At 28.8% G+C, this 15,763-nt stretch carries 14 protein-coding genes; 8 read left to right on the top strand and 6 right to left on the bottom strand.

Translation table 11 applies throughout. The features are described 5' to 3' along the window. Position 1: 1 nt before the first annotated feature. Positions 2 to 1,438: a C69 family dipeptidase gene (locus QPK35_RS03725; protein WP_290034129.1), complete on the bottom strand. Its 1,437-nt coding sequence runs from the start codon at positions 1,436 to 1,438 to the stop codon at positions 2 to 4. 152 nt (positions 1,439 to 1,590) lie between these two features. Here QPK35_RS03725 and thmT point away from each other — a divergent pair, with 152 nt between their 5' ends. After that, complete coding sequence (gene thmT, locus QPK35_RS03720; protein ID WP_290034128.1) at positions 1,591 to 1,779, top strand: 2-hydroxymuconate tautomerase; 189 nt, start codon at positions 1,591 to 1,593, stop codon at positions 1,777 to 1,779. 39 nt (positions 1,780 to 1,818) lie between these two features. On the opposite strand, the gene QPK35_RS03715 is transcribed toward thmT, so the two are convergent. Then, positions 1,819 to 2,628, bottom strand: a complete 810-nt coding sequence (locus tag QPK35_RS03715) for a Cof-type HAD-IIB family hydrolase (protein WP_290034127.1) — start codon at positions 2,626 to 2,628, stop codon at positions 1,819 to 1,821. 135 nt (positions 2,629 to 2,763) lie between these two features. Between QPK35_RS03715 and QPK35_RS03710 the strand changes: the two genes are divergently transcribed. From QPK35_RS03710 to QPK35_RS03700, 3 genes are read left to right on the top strand one after another with little or no spacing between them, the layout of a single operon-like run. Next, a complete protein-coding gene (locus QPK35_RS03710) occupies positions 2,764 to 3,519 on the top strand; it encodes an alpha/beta fold hydrolase (protein WP_290034126.1) in 756 nt (251 codons plus the stop codon). A 46-nt stretch (positions 3,520 to 3,565) separates the two neighbouring features. Further along, positions 3,566 to 4,546: a hypothetical protein gene (locus QPK35_RS03705; RefSeq protein ID WP_290034125.1), complete on the top strand. Its 981-nt coding sequence runs from the start codon at positions 3,566 to 3,568 to the stop codon at positions 4,544 to 4,546. A gap of 56 nt (positions 4,547 to 4,602) precedes the next feature. Beyond that, positions 4,603 to 5,973 carry an RsmB/NOP family class I SAM-dependent RNA methyltransferase gene (locus tag QPK35_RS03700; protein ID WP_290034238.1) on the top strand — a complete coding sequence of 457 codons (1,371 nt, stop codon included), beginning with the start codon at positions 4,603 to 4,605 and terminating at the stop codon, positions 5,971 to 5,973. Positions 5,974 to 6,013: 40 nt separating this feature from the next. Here the strand turns inward: QPK35_RS03700 and fni are convergent, their stop codons facing one another. The 4 genes from fni to mvk are packed head-to-tail and all read right to left on the bottom strand — an operon-like array spanning position 6,014 to position 10,052. After that, the gene (gene fni, locus QPK35_RS03695; RefSeq protein ID WP_290034124.1) at positions 6,014 to 7,039 is read right to left on the bottom strand and encodes a type 2 isopentenyl-diphosphate Delta-isomerase; all 1,026 of its coding nucleotides are present in this window, start codon (positions 7,037 to 7,039) and stop codon (positions 6,014 to 6,016) included. Further along, positions 7,036 to 8,106 carry a phosphomevalonate kinase gene (locus QPK35_RS03690; RefSeq protein ID WP_290034123.1) on the bottom strand — a complete coding sequence of 357 codons (1,071 nt, stop codon included), beginning with the start codon at positions 8,104 to 8,106 and terminating at the stop codon, positions 7,036 to 7,038. Before QPK35_RS03690 ends, fni begins: the two co-directional genes overlap by 4 nt. A 12-nt stretch (positions 8,107 to 8,118) precedes the next feature. Beyond that, positions 8,119 to 9,096 (bottom strand): diphosphomevalonate decarboxylase, encoded by a 978-nt coding sequence (gene mvaD / locus QPK35_RS03685; RefSeq protein ID WP_290034122.1) that lies wholly within the window; start codon positions 9,094 to 9,096, stop codon positions 8,119 to 8,121. Continuing rightward, entirely contained in the window at positions 9,096 to 10,052 is a 957-nt protein-coding gene (mvk, locus tag QPK35_RS03680; RefSeq protein WP_290034121.1) for a mevalonate kinase, read from the bottom strand. The genes mvaD and mvk overlap by 1 nt, the downstream gene beginning before the upstream one ends. A 239-nt stretch (positions 10,053 to 10,291) precedes the next feature. Here mvk and QPK35_RS03675 point away from each other — a divergent pair, with 239 nt between their 5' ends. The 4 genes from QPK35_RS03675 (at position 10,292) to QPK35_RS03660 (ending at position 15,761) form a co-directional block, all read left to right on the top strand. Then, entirely contained in the window at positions 10,292 to 13,051 is a 2,760-nt protein-coding gene (locus tag QPK35_RS03675; RefSeq protein ID WP_290034120.1) for a helicase C-terminal domain-containing protein, read from the top strand. Between the two features lie 17 nt (positions 13,052 to 13,068). After that, on the top strand, positions 13,069 to 13,572 hold the full coding sequence (locus QPK35_RS03670; protein WP_290034119.1) for a cell wall elongation regulator TseB-like domain-containing protein: 504 nt from the start codon (positions 13,069 to 13,071) through the stop codon (positions 13,570 to 13,572). Between the two features lie 101 nt (positions 13,573 to 13,673). Next, positions 13,674 to 14,975 carry an asparagine--tRNA ligase gene (gene asnS / locus QPK35_RS03665; RefSeq protein WP_290034118.1) on the top strand — a complete coding sequence of 434 codons (1,302 nt, stop codon included), beginning with the start codon at positions 13,674 to 13,676 and terminating at the stop codon, positions 14,973 to 14,975. An 87-nt stretch (positions 14,976 to 15,062) separates the two neighbouring features. Beyond that, on the top strand, positions 15,063 to 15,761 hold the full coding sequence (locus QPK35_RS03660; RefSeq protein ID WP_290034117.1) for a DnaD domain-containing protein: 699 nt from the start codon (positions 15,063 to 15,065) through the stop codon (positions 15,759 to 15,761). Positions 15,762 to 15,763: the final 2 nt, after the last annotated feature.

The raw sequence follows: 15,763 nt of genomic DNA, 5'->3' as shown, positions 1-15,763 counted from the left end.
ATTATAGATTTAAATCAGTTTTAAAGTTTAGTTTTGACATATCAGTGGATTCTGTTATTAACTGATATGTCAATTCTTTCATCTTTGTAATTCCAAGTTGTTGAATTTTAATACTTTGTTTTGTTAAATATTCAGTCAATTGTGGCTCATCAAGACTAGTTGCATTTTTATCTGTTATTGAGATAAGTTCAGTAAATTTAGAATAAAGTTCATCTTGGACATCAGACAGCATTTTACCAAATTCAAGATAATGAGGATCAACTAAAACTCCAACTAATTTATAAATCCAATATGCTGAATCAGGTGAGTATACTTGAGCTCCTTTTTTATAAGCTTCGTGAACATCAGTTGCACTGGCATAGAAGGGGACGTAAACACTTTGTGCAGCTACTCCCATTGCTAGCCAATGAATACCAGCTAACTTCGAAGAGACGTTAGAACGTAATTGTAATATATGTGATTCTTGAGTCTTTGCAAGACTAATTGGTCTGAATTTATTCTTTAAATCTTTTGGACCATTTCCAAGTGGATCATATTCTGTTCCTTTAAAGTGGGAGGCAAGGACATTTTGAACGTCATCTAAATGAATTAGCCTGTTAGCTTTTCTGATGAATGGGAGATCATCACTCATTGGTTCTTGTTTAATTTCAGGATTTAACTGACGTTGTCCATCCCAGACACGAGGAGTGTTGTAAATTTCATCAGAAAATGTATGAGTACCAAATATATTACGGAAATTAAAACCATTATTACTTGGATTAAGATGATTTTTACTTACAAATTTCTCAATATCTTTGGAATACATAAAGTTTTCTGAATCTGAAAAATCAATTTCTTGTATAGATAATTGATTAGCTACAACAGCATAGCAGTCATCAGGGATTCGTTGGGCAACCCAATGGTGTCCAGAGCCAATTTCCATATACCATACTTCATTTACATCAGAAAATAAAACGCCATTAGCTTCAGCTGCACCATGTTTCTCAACGATTGAGCCTAAACGTGCAACTCCTTCACGTGCAGATTTAATAAATGGTAAAACGGTGTTTATCATTGCTTCTTCAGCAATTCCTTCATTCGTTAATGGATCAAATCCAAGAACACGTTTATTTGCATATGCACTTTCTGTAGCACTCATTGCTACATTATATTCATTAATACCGTCTTCTTCCATTAAACCATATTCGGTAGTCCATTCAGGAGTAGCAGTATATTTAAAGCTAGTAGAAGGTAAATCAATTGAAAATTTACTATTTTTATCTGCAGAAGTGTAATGATTATTCTGAAGATTTTCTTTATGAGGATGAACAGTCATATGTTTAGGCCATGCACTTTTAAAATCTTCATTTCGACCAATCATTGTTGAACCATCTGCAGTAGCTTTTTTTCCAACTAAGATGCTTGTACATGCAGATAAATTTTGTTGATTATATGCCATTACTAAAACCTCACTTCGATTAAATATTCTATGGTAATTATATCAAGATTGTAATTAAATTAAAAATTTGACTTAATAATATTTTCAAATCTAGATTTTAATCGCTCTGTTTGATAACATATACTAAGAAGATTGAAAGGAGAATGTTTATTATGCCATTAGTTCATGTAGAATTAATTGAAGGTCGTTCACAAGAACAATTAAAACAACTTGTTGAAGATATTACTAATGCAGTTACTAAAAATACAGGTGCACCAGCAGAACATGTACATGTCATTTTAGAAGAAATGCGTAAAGATCGTTATGCTGTTGGCGGAGTTTTAAAAAGTGATGAAAAATAAAAAAATAGTCTAAGAAATTAATTCTTAGACTATTTTTTATTATGCCAAGTCTAAATAATCTTCTAGATAAAAAGCCATACCATCATGATCATTATCTAAAGAAGTAACATCATTTGCTAATGAACGAATTTGTTCAGTTCCATTTTTCATAGCAACTCCCCATCCGGCATATGTAAGCATTTCAGCATCATTGTGTTCATCTCCAAATGCAATGATATCTTTTTGCTCAATTTTAAAATGATTTGCTAAATACCGTATACCATATGTTTTATTAATTCCTCGTGGAGATAGTTCTAGTATTGGATTTGGTCCTCCCCATACACCAACGCTTATGCGATCACCAAAACTTGAGTTTAGCTCGTTAACAATCAGTTCCTTTTTTTCTTTATCTACAAGTAACATCATTGAAGTAGGGTCTTGTTTAAGATTAAATTTATTAAGAACTTCATTTGAAGTTAATGCAGTAGGAAAATAATCTCCCCAAGTATGATTGGGAACATCGGCAAGTGCTAAGTTTTTCCCTTCAGCAGCTATTACTTTGATTCCTAAATTTTCCTTTTCTTTTAAAATTTCAAATGCAATTTTTTTATTAAATGTTAATTCATACTCTTTGTCCCATTTTTTGTGAGGAATATGACCTAAAGCGCCATTAAAATTAATCATGGGACTTGTTAGATTAAGTTCATCATAATAATTAACAGAATTTCGGTTAGGTCTTCCAGTTACTATTGAAACAATATGGCCAGCATCTTGAGCTTTTTTTAAAACTTGCTTAGTTTTAAAAGATAATTCAGAGTTACTATTTAAGGTTGTTCCATCTAAATCTAATGCAATTAGTTTTCTATTCAATATTATACCTCCCTTGTAAAATCGTAATTAATATAAAATTAACACAAACACATTATAAATGCTAGAGTTTATTTATAATAAAGCGTTATAATGTTTAATATAATTAATCAACTATAAATAATAAGGAGCAAATTTATGATTTCAATTTCTCACAAAATGTATGAAAATTTACCATTTTTAGAAATAGTGGAAGAAAGCAAAATAGATGATCCTTTACCACTAATTATTTTTTATCATGGTTGGCTTGGTAGAAAGGAAAATGTACTAACTCAAGGATATGAAATTGCCAAAAGAGGTTTTAGAGTTGTATTACCAGAAGCGTTATTTCATGGAGAACGTGCTGATGGACCAACAAAAGATCACCAATTACAATTTTGGCAAATAATTGAAAAATCAATTGAAGAATTTCCAAAATTTGTTAAACTATATGCACAACAAGACTTAATATTAGATAATAAAGTTGCAGTTAGTGGTCTATCAATGGGTGGAATTACTACTTGTGCAATTTTTACTGTTTATCCATGGATTAAATGTGCAGTATGTTTAGAAGGAACACCTAATCCAGTAGCATTTGCAAAATTATTAATAGATAATTTACCTGGTATTGAAAATATTCCTGAAGACTTTATACATGAGCAACTTGCTGGATTAAATGAGATTGATTTATCATTAAACCCAGAGAAGATTGCAGGACGACCATTACATTTTTGGCATGGCACAGATGATAAAATGGTACCTTATGATTTAACTAAGAAATTTTATGATGAAGTAAGTGGAAAACCATATGCTAAAAATGTGACTATGACAACTACAGAAGGGGCAGGACATAAAGTATCATTTGATACAACTGTTGAAATGGCAGATAAATTTGTAGAATATTTTACTGATTAATTTATAGTAATGAAATGTTTAATTTTAATCAGTTAGGATGTAGTTTATGGCTAAAAAAAATTTTTTAACGATCTTATATGCGGCGATTCTTTCTTTTGCATGTGTATTTATTTTCTCAAAGATTAATCAACGAGATTTAACATTACAATTAAATAATCATAATTTAACAGCACAAACTTATCAAATCAATTTAAAAGAAAATGAAAAATTAAGTAAGTTTACTGATGAATTAAATGAATGTTCTAAAATAAATAATGTTCAAGTACATTTTCAATCAAAGAAAGACAAAAATGTAACTTATTTTTATGGAAAGGGAAATTTTCCAATTCCGCCAATGATTTCAGGATCTTTTTTTTCTAAAAATGATTTTGATTCAATTGTAAATGTAGCTGTTGTAGGTCAAAATTTAAGTAAAAAATTATATAAACCTAAAGATCAAGCATATTTGCATTATGGAAATTATTATATTCCAGTATTAGGTGTTATGGGTGATCAAACTCATTCAAAATTAGATAACCAAATTTTTATTGCTGGAGGAAAAGAAATTATGGAAAATCTAATGTCCAATGATTTTCTAATTAAAATAGATGGACGTAAAGATTTTTCTACAAAGATGTTGAAAAAAACATTTAATGCTGCAAGTGTTAAAAAAATTAATAAACAGAACACATTTGTTCAAAGTGGATCATGGGTATCTAACCATTTTGTTCAATTAATGGGATTAGTTTTGATTATTTTTGCAATGCTAGCAGCAATAATCTTATGGACAGTTGCTGGAAATAAAGATTATCGTGAAGAGTTATTTTCTTTAAGAGATAAAAAGCGAGTTATATTTAATGAATGGCGTTCATTTACAATTTACAATGGAATTGGTATCATAATAGGGACGTTATTAGGAACAATGATATTTACGTTAAGTACATATATACAATTAATTCCATTTATTGTTATTTTTTACTTAATGTCAAGTTTAATTTTCTATATAATCGTACGTAAGAAAATCAGTAAATTAAATATTAAATATTAATATTAATTCCAGAAAGGAGCAGAAGTGGTAATAAAGGGACCACTTCTATTTTTATGTTGCAATTACCAAAAGACTTTATTGAAAAGTATAAAAAATTATTGGAAAATGAAGCACAAAGCTTTTTTGATAGTTTAAATGAAGATACTCAAAAAGCTTTTAGAATAAATTCACTAAAATTGAATTATAAAGATATAAGCATGTCCTTAGGAGAACCAATTCCGTTTATAAATAATGGGTACTATGGGCAAATACACGGAAAATCATTAGAACATCAATCTGGTTATGTATATAGTCAAGATGTTAGTGCTATGTATGTTGGTCAAGTTGTAAATGCAAAACCAGGAGAATTTATATTAGATTTATGTGCTGCTCCAGGTGGAAAATCTACCCATATAGCTCAACAATTAGATAATGAAGGGTTATTAGTAAGTAATGAAATAAATCATAAGCGAGCAGAAATTTTAGTGGAAAATTTAGAACGATTTGGTGCTAAAAATGTAATTATTTTAAATGAAAGTCCTGAAAATATTTCGCAAAACTTTCCTCCAATATTTGATAAAATTATTGTAGATGCTCCATGTTCAGGAGAAGGTATGTTTAGAAAAAATCATGATGCAATTAAATATTGGCACAAGGATTATCCAAATGAATGTTCAGTTCGCCAAAAAAACATTTTAAGTGATGTAATTAAAGTTTTAAAACCAGGCGGAGAATTGATTTATTCCACATGTACCTTTGCACCCGAAGAAGATGAACAAGTAGTACAATGGATTTTAGACAATTATAGAACTTTAAGATTAGCTAATATTGAAAAATGTGATGGAATGGATGCTGGTAGACCAGATTTTGCAAATGGTAATCCAGAACTCGTTAAATGTGTTCGTCTTATGCCACATCATTTTAAAGGGGAAGGACAGTTTATTGCAAAATTTGAATCTACAGAACCACAAAAAGTAATTAAAAAGAAAAAAAGAAAAAGGAATAAACAAAATAATTTTCAATTAAATAAAACAGAGTTTGAGTTATGGCGACAATTTATTAAACCTTTTTCAGATGATTTAGCTAATCAAAATATTGATAATTTTAAAGTATTCAATAATCATTTATATTTTTATAAAAATGATTGGCCAGATATCAGTAAACTAAAATTTATGCGCCCAGGTTTATACCTAGGTGAATTTAAGAAAAAGAGATTTGAACCAAGTTATGCTTTAGCTCTTACTTTGAATCCCGAACATACAAATAAAAAAATTGAATTTACAAATGATCAATGGGCAAAATATTTGAGAGGTGAAACTGTGAATATTGATGTACAGGTTATGAATGGTTGGTATTTGTTAACTTGTAATCAAAAAGCATTTTCATTTGGCAAAGTAGTAAATGGAATTGTTAAAAATTTCATACCTAAAAAAATTCGATTTAAATAAATAAAAAGACACAAGAATTGTAATTCTTGTGTCTTTTTATTTATAATTGATTTTTAAAAGTTAAAAGCTCAGGGCTTAGAAAATATTTTGTTTCATGTAATTCAGCAATGTTTTTACATCCTAAAAGGACCATAATATCTTTTATTTCTTCTTTAAATTTTTCAATTGTTTCAATTAATTCATTTTTTCCATATTTAATTAATATATGTAAAAAATATCCTGAAATTCCTACATTATCAGCACCGAGACAAAGTGCTTTAACTATATCTAGTGGATTTCGAATTCCTCCAGAAGCAGTAAATGAAATATAATTTGTATAAGGTTTAATACTAAGCAAACATTGCGCTAAACTAAAACCTAAATCATTTATATATTGGTAATCATGAGAATCGTGTCTACGTTGATTTTCAATTCTTATAAAATTAGTACCACCTTTAGCACCTAGATCAATGTTTTGGATTCCAATTGAGGCAAGCTTGTTGATGGTTGTAGGTGAAATTCCTTGTCCAACTTCTTTAATCATTATTGGTTTATTTAAATTAGAAACAATTTGCTCAATATTGTCTTTCCAATAAAATTCACGATCTCCTTCAGGCATTACAATTTCTTGAGCAACATTTAAATGAATCTGCAATCCGTCAGCTTGACAAATTTTAAGTGCTTTTTGAGCATTTTCTAATGTGTTTCCAGCACCTAAATTAGTGAATAATAAAGTATCTTGAGTTATTTCTCGTAATTTAGCAAAACCTGCTTGGCAATTTTTATTTTTTAATGCAACACTTATTGATCCTGTTGCAAAAGGAATTTTACAATAGTTTGCAGCTTCTGCTAACTGAAAATTATATTTATCAGTTTCAGGACTTCCCCCAGTAATTGCATTAATAAAAAAGGGACTATCTATTTGATATCCCATTAATGTTGTTTTTAGTGAAACTTCATCTCGACTAATTTCAGGTAGATTATCAAGCATTAACTCTACTTGATCCAGTTGATTAAAACTTTTATCGTGATATTGTTTTTCGGCTATAATTACATGTTCGTCTTTTCGATGTTCTTGAATATTCATGATAAAATTTCCTCTTGATAGATTGATAATTGAAGGGGGATAATGTTATTTTTTTTCCATTCTTGAATTACATTTTTATAGTTATCATTTTTGTTAAAAATGGCAATACCACAATCGCCACCACCTGCACCTGATGTTTTTGCAGAACCACCATTATTATTAGCAATTTCAATTAATCTTTTTAACTTAGGTGTCTCAATTTCAACGCCACTTAATTTTCCTAAATTATTTAATAGGTGGTGGTTAGTATTTATCTCTTTTTGAATTAATGCGAGATTTTGTTTTTTAAACCCTTCAATTAATTTTGATACACAATCTTTACTTTTTAAAATAAAATCTTGATAGTTAGCCTCATGATAAGCTTTAACTTCTTTTATTAAGTGACTAGTAGATGCTGGTATGCCAGTCCATCCAATTAATAATTTTAAATCAGATGGTGCAGTTAGCGTTTCAATTTTTAAATCTGGCCAGTTTTGTTGAATTAAAGGTAGTAATGATTTTTGATTTTGCTTTTCTAACCAATCGCGGTTTACTGAATGATATCCAATCCAACCAGTATAAGCAATTGCTGCAATATCTCCAAGCGAACCATTTCCTTGTATATTATAATGTGCAAGAGCTGCAAGTTTAAATAAGGTTAGTCGATCAATTTTAAAGTTATAAAATGCACAAAGAACTTTGACTACACCTACTGTAACGGCTGCTGAAGAACCTAATCCATATTTTTTACCATCACCATTATCTAATTGACTATCAATAACTAAATCAAAATTTTTTAATTGAATATGATTTTCAATTAAAAATTTTTCAGTTACATGAATTGCTGATAAAACATAATCTAATGAATCTGTGTGATTAATTAAATTAACTTGATTCTTATCGCGAATCCATGAAAGGGGAGTATCCTGATATTGCTTAGAGAAAATTGTACCATGTTGTTCAGATGATTCTTTTATTGATAAATTAATAAATCTATTAATTGTTGTTACAACAGCAGGAAAACCATTTTCAACAACTGCATACTCACCAGCAATATATAATTTCCCAGGGACTTTAATATTAATCACACAACCACATCCTTATTTATTTAGATACTTAATTCCTGGTCCAGGTTTAGCAAACTCAAATTCGATATTTGAGAATTTTTGAGATAATTCATTTTTAATTATTGCTGCATCTTTTTGTTGACATAAAATTTTTACGTTTGGACCAGCATCAAGAGTGTAGTAGCATAAAATATTTTGTTCTTCTCGAATTTTTTCAACAGCTTGCATAATTTCTAAACTCATCGGTTCAAAATAATTAAAATGTGGGGTAGCACTTAAATTTAAAGAGTGCATTCTTAAAGCATTACTTTCAGTTATTTCACCTATTAATTTAAAGTCTCGTTTTTTAATAGCATCTTTTATATTTATTAAATCATTATTAACGCTTTTAACCCATGCTGAATAGAAAGGAGAAGTTTCAACAACACCTTGCATTCCTGCTCTTGATGATACTTTTTTTTCATTACGATTAACCATTGCAACCAGCATGCCAATTTCCCAATCTAATTCTTCTTCTATAGGAACAGCATAAGAACTATCATCGTCATATCCTTTTACCCATTCAACAAATCCGCCGTAAATTGATCGACACGCTGAGCCAGATCCTTTTCGAGCTAATTTAGATAAGTCTTGACGATTTAAATTTAAACCAGCAGCTTTACTTGCAGCAGCGGCTAATGCGGCATATGCAGATGCTGAAGATGCTAATCCAGCAGTTGATGGCACATGATTAACTGAATCAATTCGAGCAAATAATTTGATATTTGCTTTTTTTCGGACAATATCTAGGAACTTGGAAACTTGTAAATTATTTTGTATATTACCATTTAATGAAAAAATATCATTTTTTAAATTGCTATCAAACTGTACGCTTGTGTCTGTATAAAAATGATCTAACGTTAAGGAAAGGGATCCATTCATTGGAATTATAAGATCTTGATTCTCTTTTCCCCAATATTTTACTAATGCAATATTTGTATGCGCACGTACAGTTATTTGAGGACTCAACATTAATTAATATCCTCCTTAAATAATGGTTCTATCCATGTTTTAGTAGCCCCATTTTGCTTTAAAATATTAGAAAGGTGTAAAGCGTCACTTTGACTTTTTACAAGATTAATAAAGCAGCCACCTTTACCACCGCCAGTTAATTTGCTACCTAAAGCACCATTAGATAAGCTAACACTAATTAAATTATTTAATTCGCTACAACTTACACCAAGTTTAACGAGATTTTCTTGTGCATCATTAAATATATCGCCTAAAAGCTCAATTTTATTATTAGATAAAGCATCTTTTGCACTGTAAGTTAATTGTCCAAGATTTTCAATTAATTTTTGTGTTTCATCAGGATGCTGAATTAAACGTTCCTTTACAATAGAAATAGCTTCACTTGTTTTTCCTTTAATACCACTATCTGCAATTACTAAGTAGCCATTTAGATTAACTGGAATATTTTTTAATTCTTGGTTTCTAACCATCCAAATGGGTTCTTGGCTTGCGCATGTTGCAGCATCTAAGCCGCTAGGGTTTTTATGTGTATCTTTTTCTGCTATATTAGCTAAATTTAGAAGTCTAGTTTTTGTTAAAGGTTTATTAATATAGTTATAAAAAGCTCGAATTAAAGCAATTGAAACAGCTGCTGAAGATCCCATACCTCGTTCTGCGGGTAAAGAACTATCAATTTTGATATTTAATGATTCAAATACATTATTTTTATTTGTTAGGTAATCAATTAAATGTTTAAAACCAATCATTGAATTAGGTAAAGTATCTAACTGACCATTAAAATATGTACTTTCGATATTTATATCAGTCAAATCTGATTTCTCAATTGTAACTTTAACATTAACTGTTGTAAGAGGAAGTGCAATTGCAGGTTGACCGTATACAACAGAATGTTCGCCAATCAATATGATTTTTGCGTTACTTATTCCTTGAGCTTGAATTCTTTTTGTCTCAGTCAAGGCTAAGCTTCCTTTCATATAAGTTATTCCGATCAATTTACCTATTGGTAAAATCATTTTAATTATACATTACATTTACAAAATGTAACAATAATAATTATAAAGTTAGTCTACTGAATTTTAACATTTAAATCTTTAATTGCAAACTTTAAAAGACTAAAATGTATATCTTTTTTTGAGTTAAATTAATTTTTTTTGTAAAATCTATTATAGGAATTTATAGAGAGAGAAATGCAAAAATGAAAAAAAAGACATTTGCCGTAGTTGATTTAGAAACAACGGGAACTAAAATGGATGGTACAAATAGAATAATTCAGTTTAGTTGTGTTTTTGTTGAAGGATATAAAATTGTAAATAAGTTTAATACATTAGTTAATCCACAGTGTAATGTTCCATCAGAAATACAACATTTAACTGGAATATCACAAACAGATTTACGCAAAGCTCCAATTTTTGAAGACGTTGCGGGTACAATATACGCATTATTACAAGATACGATTTTTGTTGCACATAATATTCAATTTGATTATCGTTTCCTAAATGATGAGTTAGAGCGTGTAGGATATCCTCGGTTGGATTTATCTGGAATAGATACTGTTCAGTTAAGTCAAATACTATATCCATGTATGAACTCTTATAGACTCCAAGATTTAGCACAGTCTTTAAAGATTGTGCATGATCATCCTCATCAAGCAGATAGCGATGCGTTAGTAACAGCTAAATTATTAATAAAGTTAAAACAAAAAATTCAAAAGTTACCTTATACATTAGTAATACAATTATCAAAAATGAGTAATGTATTACTATATGAAACAGGTGATTTATTTAATGTAATTAAAAGAAATAAAACTATTGAAAAGAACTATATTAAAGTTGGAAAAATTACATTACATAAACAAGATGAAACAATTGAAGATAAATCAAATTTAAATAATAGTTGGCAGAAAAAGTGGGCTGAAAAATTTGAAAAGAGGCCAGAGCAAAATCAGTTAATTGATGATGTATATAAAGAATTAAGAGGGGCAAATAAAACTGCCTTTTTTGAAGCCCCTACAGGGATTGGAAAGACACTAGGATATTTATTGCCATGTACATTACAGTCAATTCATGGTCAAAAATTTTTAATTAGTACCACAACAAATGCTTTACAGAATCAATTGATAGAAAAAGAATTTCCTAAATTAAATAATATATTGTCTTATAAACCTAATGTTGTTTCTATTAAGGGAAGTCAGCACTATATTGATTTGGATAAGTTTGCTCATACATTGGACTTGGTGCAAAATGATTATACAAAGATGGTACAAATGAGGATATTAGTGTGGCTTTCTGAAACTAAAACAGGTGATTTAGATGAATTACAATTAACTGTAAAGCAATTGCCGTTATTTGATGAAATAGTACATCATGGTATAAAGGGACTTAATCCAGATAGCATGTATTATAAATATGATTTTGTTCAACGAAGATCACAAGAAATAAAAAATGCGGATTTTATAGTTACAAATCATGCATATTTACTGAAACATGCTTCTGAATTTCAAAAATTAAATCGAGTTTTGATTATTGATGAAGCACAACAGCTTGTTGCAACAACATTGCAGAATAATAATCAAATTTTAGATTTAGATGAAGTTAAGATTTTAGCTGATACACTTTTAGTAAAGATGGAATCTTGTGTTTCTTATTCATTTAATAATTTAGTTAAACAAAATTTAATTACAGAAGCAGAATATCATAAATTATTGTTGCATATTAGAACTATTGATCATCAAGTACCAGTAATTCGTGATGATTTATATTTCAATTTTATTCAGAAAAAAAATAATTTAGGTATCAATGAAATACCTATAAAATTTAAACGTTTATTTGGATTTTTTAAATCGAATGTAAATATATGGAAAAAAATTGATAACTCTATAAAATTTATAAATAAAAAAAATCAAAGTTTATATCAACATTTTATTGAATTGCTTGATAATAATAGATTAGATAATCAATCATTTAGTTTGTTTAAATCATATTTTAAGTTATGTAACCAACTTTTAGACTTATTAAAAAATTGGAATTTACTATCAGTTGAAGAACTTGAGCATAATCAAGATCAAAGTTTGATTTGGTTAAGTTATCCTGTCAATCAAGAAGGAGCACACCTGCGAATTCATTTTGGCCTTTTTGAAGCTTCTGATTTTTTAACAAATTCTGTATATAAACAATTTACTAAAGTATTTTTATTTAGTGGAAATCATTTTTCAAAACAAACATATTCTTACATTAGTCAACAATTAGGTTTAGATTTAAAAACTTCGCATTATGTATATAAAACATCATTTGATTATCAAAAAAATTCAAAACTCGTTGTAATAAAGGATGCTCCAGATGTTTCATATTCAGCTAAGGAAGAATATATAAAATATTTAGTACATTCAATAAAACAAATATGTCATGCACAAAATAAACAAACAATGGTTTTATTTAATTCAAATGAAGTCATAGAAAAAGTGTATAATTGCTTAATTGATTCAAGTTTAAATGAAAATTGGGAAATTTTAGCACAGGGAATCACAGGAAGTTCTGAAAAAGTAAAGAAGCGTTTTATTAATGATAGTAATTTCTCACAATTGTTATTAGCTACTGGAACATTTTGGGAGGGAATAGACTTACCTCAAAAAAAACTTGAAACTTTAGTAATAACAAGATTACCATTTCAAGCTTTTCAAAGTTCATATAATCAAATACGTTATCGAAAAGAGGAACAAAAGGGTGGAAATGCATTTAATGATATAAGTTTACCAGAAGCTGTAATGCGATTCACGCAAGGAATAGGAAGATTAATTCGAACTCAAAATGATAAGGGGTTAGCAATTTTACTTGATTCAAGAATTTTAACCCGAAATTACGGACAAGAATTTTTTAAATCATTACCAAATAAAATGCCTGTAGATAAAATTATTCAGGATAATTTAGAAAGTACGATTCAAAGTTTTTTTGATAAGTAATAAGATAGGAGAAAATTATGACAACACGGATTGAACGTCAAATTAAACGTAATAAACACTTGATTATTTACGGTATTATTGCTTTGGTTTTCATTTTAATTTGGGGATTTTATATGATTGCTCAAATGCCATATAGAGAAGCAAAACATGAAGCAACACAAATGGCAGAAAAATATGCAAAAATTGAAAATGTAGATAACTTCTATATTTATAATCGTGATAACACATATTACACGGTCGAAGGTGAAAATAACAATAATCAAAAAATATATGTAACTATTCCTAAAAAAGGAAATAAAATATTTATTTATGATAAAAATAAGGGAATATCTTTAAATGATGCTCAAAAAATTGTAGAAAATAAATTTGCACCTAAGAAAATAATTAAAACTGTTTTTGGAATGAAAGATGGTAAAACTCCAATTTGGGAAGTTGCATATAAAAATAAACAAGGAAATTTATGTTATGCACAGGTAGAGTTTAAGAATGGTAAGATCTTACAAAATATCAGTAATTTATGATTAATTTTTTAATGACACATTATCAAAGATAGTTTATAATTTAGTAGAACAATAATATATTATATAGAAGACCAAAAATTTTTATTAAGGAGGAACAGCTTGTGAAGACAATTAGTATTATTGATTCCAAAAACCATGTTAACGAAAAAGTTAAAATTGGAGTTTGGTTGACAAATAAACGTTCAAGCGGAAAAATTGCTTTTCTACAATTGCGAGATGGATCAGCTTATTTTCAAGGAGTTGTAGTAAAAAATAATGTTTCCGAAGAAGTGTTTAAGATTGCTAAAGAAGTAAAGCAAGAAACAAGCATGTATGTGGTGGGAACAATTCATGAAGATTCTCGTTCACATTTTGGATATGAAATTGAAATCGAAGATATAGAAATAGTCGGTGAAAGTGAAAATTATCCAATTACTCCTAAGGATCATGGAACAGATTTCTTAATGGATCATCGTCATTTATGGTTACGTTCAAAGCGTCAATTTGCAATTATGAAGATCCGTAACGAAATTATTCGTGCAACATATGAATTCTTTAACAATGAAGGATTTATTAAAATTGATGCTCCTATTCTAACAGGAAGTGCACCAGAAGGCACAACTGAATTATTCCATACAAAGTATTTTGATCGTGATGCATATTTATCACAATCTGGTCAACTTTATGAAGAAGCTGGCGCAATGGCATATGGAAAAGTATTTTCATTTGGACCAACATTCCGTGCAGAAAAATCTAAAACTCGTAGACATCTAATTGAATTTTGGATGATTGAACCTGAAATGGCATTTATGCACCAAGAAGAAAGTTTGGAGCTCCAAGAAAGATATATTGCATATTTAGTACAAAACGTATTAGATCATTGTGATTATGAATTAGATATTTTAGGAAGAGATAAAACAACATTAAAACGTTATACTGAACTTCCATATCCACGTATTTCATATGATGATGCAATTGAATTATTACAAGAATCTGGAGAATTTCCAGATGTTAAGTGGGGAGAAGATTTTGGATCTCCTGAAGAAACATACTTGGCAGAACATTTTAGTAAACCAGTATTTGTAATGAATTATCCTAAGGCAATTAAACCATTTTATATGAAACCACATCCAACACGTGATGATATTGTAATTTGTGCAGATTTATTAGCACCTGAGGGATATGGTGAAATTATTGGTGGATCAGAACGTGCAACTGATGCAGAGTATCTAGAAGAACAAATTAAGAATGCTGGATTAAACATCAAAGATTATGAATGGTACTTAGATTTGCGTCGTTATGGAAGTGTTCCTCATTCAGGATTTGGTCTTGGATTAGAACGAGCAGTAACTTGGATTACTGGAGAAGATCATATACGTGAAGCTATTCCATTCCCACGTTTATTAAATCGTATTTATCCTTAATATTTATTAATTTAAGAGAGATTGTGCATTTTATGTAACAGCCTCTCTGTTTTTTTGTTATATAATTAAGTTAGAAGGGAGATTTTTATGGGTAAAGATATTGCATTTAAAATTTTAAATGATGGAAGTACAAATATTCCGAATGTAATCCTTTATAATTATAAAAAACTAGGATTAAATGATACTGAATTTGTATTTTTAATTGAATTGCTTTCTGTCTTAAAAAGTGAAAATTATATTTTAAATTTTCAGGAGATCTCTCAAATAATGGATAAAACAGATGCTGAAGTTTATTCTCTTTTAAATAGTTTAATTCAAAAGGGCATAATAAGTTTGAATTCTGTAAAAGATAGTCAAGGCAGAAACGATGATAAATATAGTTTTACTCCTTTATACAAAAAGATTGTAAAAGTTTTAAATGAAAATGAGAAAGAAGAAGAAACTAAAAAAAATAATACTAGTCGTGAAGATGTATTTTTAAGGATTCAAAAGGAATTTGGTAGACAATTATCATCTTTTGAAATTGAAATGGTAGATAATTGGCTAACCGAAGATAACTATTCTGCTGAATTAATCATATTAGCATTAAAAGAGGCTATATTAAGTAATGCTTATAGTTTGAAATATATGGATAAGATTTTAATTTCATGGGAAAATAGAGGAATAAAGAATGCTAATGATGTTCAAAGAGTAAGAGATCAACGTAGGGGAAAAGAAAAGCCTAAGCTTTCAGGGAATACCTCTAAGCCTAAAATTCCATTAATAAAATTTTCAAATAATAATTAAAA

Origin of the sequence: Ligilactobacillus cholophilus (assembly GCF_030389495.1) — a bacterium.
GTDB classification, from domain to species: Bacteria; Bacillota; Bacilli; order Lactobacillales; family Lactobacillaceae; genus Ligilactobacillus; species Ligilactobacillus cholophilus.
Note: the sequence above shows the minus strand (reverse complement) of the source record. Positions and strands in the feature narration are given on the sequence as shown.

Coding starts and splice junctions, on each gene's coding strand:
- QPK35_RS03725 (WP_290034129.1), bottom strand. CDS start 1,438: ATGGCATATAATCAACAAAATTTATCTGCATGTACAAGCATCTTAGTT.
- thmT (WP_290034128.1), top strand. CDS start 1,591: ATGCCATTAGTTCATGTAGAATTAATTGAAGGTCGTTCACAAGAACAA.
- mvaD (WP_290034122.1), bottom strand. CDS start 9,096: ATGTTGAGTCCTCAAATAACTGTACGTGCGCATACAAATATTGCATTA.
- QPK35_RS03705 (WP_290034125.1), top strand. CDS start 3,566: ATGGCTAAAAAAAATTTTTTAACGATCTTATATGCGGCGATTCTTTCT.
- QPK35_RS03670 (WP_290034119.1), top strand. CDS start 13,069: ATGACAACACGGATTGAACGTCAAATTAAACGTAATAAACACTTGATT.
- fni (WP_290034124.1), bottom strand. CDS start 7,039: ATGAATATTCAAGAACATCGAAAAGACGAACATGTAATTATAGCCGAA.
- QPK35_RS03710 (WP_290034126.1), top strand. CDS start 2,764: ATGATTTCAATTTCTCACAAAATGTATGAAAATTTACCATTTTTAGAA.
- QPK35_RS03675 (WP_290034120.1), top strand. CDS start 10,292: ATGAAAAAAAAGACATTTGCCGTAGTTGATTTAGAAACAACGGGAACT.
- QPK35_RS03660 (WP_290034117.1), top strand. CDS start 15,063: ATGGGTAAAGATATTGCATTTAAAATTTTAAATGATGGAAGTACAAAT.